General features: G+C 47.1%; 2 protein-coding genes and 1 pseudogene. All 3 read left to right on the top strand.

The features are described from left to right. A pseudogene (locus ALO64_RS26490) lies at window positions 1-141 on the top strand (recombinase family protein); the annotation flags it as partial. A 231-nt stretch (window positions 142-372) separates the two neighbouring features. Continuing rightward, entirely contained in the window at window positions 373-1,317 is a 945-nt protein-coding gene (locus tag ALO64_RS21820) for a FitA-like ribbon-helix-helix domain-containing protein (protein WP_019332192.1), read from the top strand. Between the two features lie 186 nt (window positions 1,318-1,503). Continuing rightward, entirely contained in the window at window positions 1,504-1,773 is a 270-nt protein-coding gene (locus ALO64_RS25415; RefSeq protein ID WP_152623928.1) for a hypothetical protein, read from the top strand. Window positions 1,774-1,777: the final 4 nt, after the last annotated feature.

Genomic DNA, 1,777 nt, shown 5'->3' with positions numbered 1-1,777 from the left:
GGCAGACCCGTAGACGCAGAACTGCGTAACCGAGTGCGAGAGCTGCTGGCTGCAGGTTTCGGGATCCGCGCAGTAGCGAGGCACGCTGCGTGTTCAACTACGACCGTCATGAAGGTCCGCGACGAGCTGGCGCAACGTTAGTCGGTTAGGCTGCGTATCTTAGGTGCTTGTTCCTCAACAGCACCCTCCGGACTGAGAACCAGGCCCGTCTGTGCAAGAAAATCAGGCGTAAGACAGCTGGTCTGGCTGGAGCAGTACGAGGGTGAGATACAGCCGAAATAGCTGTTTATATGTACAGAAAAAACAGAATGATGCATTTTGAGGTCATTCCGTTTAGCATGTTGGCTGGCCATAAAACAATGGAGCTAGCCTATGTTCTCGAATGAAAGTCCCAGCGGTAAGATTACCGTCCGTAGCCTGCCGCCAGAGGTTCTTATAGCGCTCAACGGCCTTGCAGAACAGCATGATCGGTCTCTTGAAGCAGAGGCCCGGCAGGCCCTAAAAGCTTGGGTAAAGCCTATCACTGAGAAGATAGAGCAGTCTTCGCGATTAGCGGAGCTAGTGCTGCGTCTTAGCCTCCTTAAAAGGGAACTTGAAAAGCTCTATCCAACACGACAAGTTTCGCCGTCGCGGATCGCTGAGGCGTTGGGCTGGTCTTATGCAGAGCCAGTGGAAGGTTGGTTTCTAGGGAAAAACGAACCATCAATTGACGAGCTTACTCAACTGTCCCTGTTATTCGGGTGCCAAAGAGACTGGCTTGTGCACGGAGAGGGTAAACCGTACGCTGCTGTCTACTCTCGCATCCCTGAAGAAGCGAATGCGGGCGCAAAATTTCTCCTCGCGCCTACTGATGACGGCAAAATACCTACTCTCCATCTTGTCCGCAGCATGAGCGAAACTGGACAATTTCTTTTCATAAAACAGTATTCAGACTGGAACGTACAAACATTTTCGACGCCTTACCATATCAGTGAGGTTATAGGAGCTGGCGGGGAATCCAGCTTGGCGGCTCTTAGTCTTGTTTTGAAAGCATTGTATAAAGCTTGGACCGGCGGGAATGCACAAAATAACTGGATTTCTGGCTATCTCGTTGAGCCAGATGTTTTTTCCAAATTACTGGCAGGGGATACTCACCCACTAAACGTTATCAATACAGTTGACAAAAGTACTTGGTGGGAAGACTTTTGGGATATCAGTCAATTTAAAAAAGCAAATTACTGGCCAGGCTGGTCTTCCGTGACTGAGCGAATTCACAATGTGATTGAGCGTCGTTCTAGCTTGAAAGAACAAAGTAACTCAATATCTATGAATGAGTGAATATTTAAGACCCCTCTGAAAAAGCCCTTTTTTAGGAGAGAAACCGGGGTGGAGCGCCTGTATTTACAGGCTTCTATTTTTGAAGAGGCTTTTTCAGACCTTCCTTAAATAAATCATCTCAGGTAAAACACAAATAGGAAAATAGATCGCTACTTTCCTATTACATTTTTGTCGAGGTATTTTCCGATGGAAATAGCCCCATACTTTGTTATTGGATTACTCATTACGAGCCTGATTGCGTTGGCCCTTGCTGCATGGAATTTCTCCCGTTTCTATTCTGCTAAAAACGATCCTGTTAAAGAAAAACAATGGATACATATAGCAGCGCATGCTGCCCGGGACGGCAATCTTAACCCAAGTGAGATTGTAATGATTGAAAGATCCTACTATTCCGGCTACCTGAAAAGCACAAAAATATGGGGTACCATTGCAGTTGCGGCATTAAGGAGCCGCTGATTTA

The organism is Pseudomonas meliae (genome assembly GCF_001400515.1).
GTDB classification, from domain to species: domain Bacteria; phylum Pseudomonadota; class Gammaproteobacteria; order Pseudomonadales; family Pseudomonadaceae; genus Aquipseudomonas; species Aquipseudomonas amygdali.
This window is presented reverse-complemented; position numbering and strand designations above follow the sequence as displayed.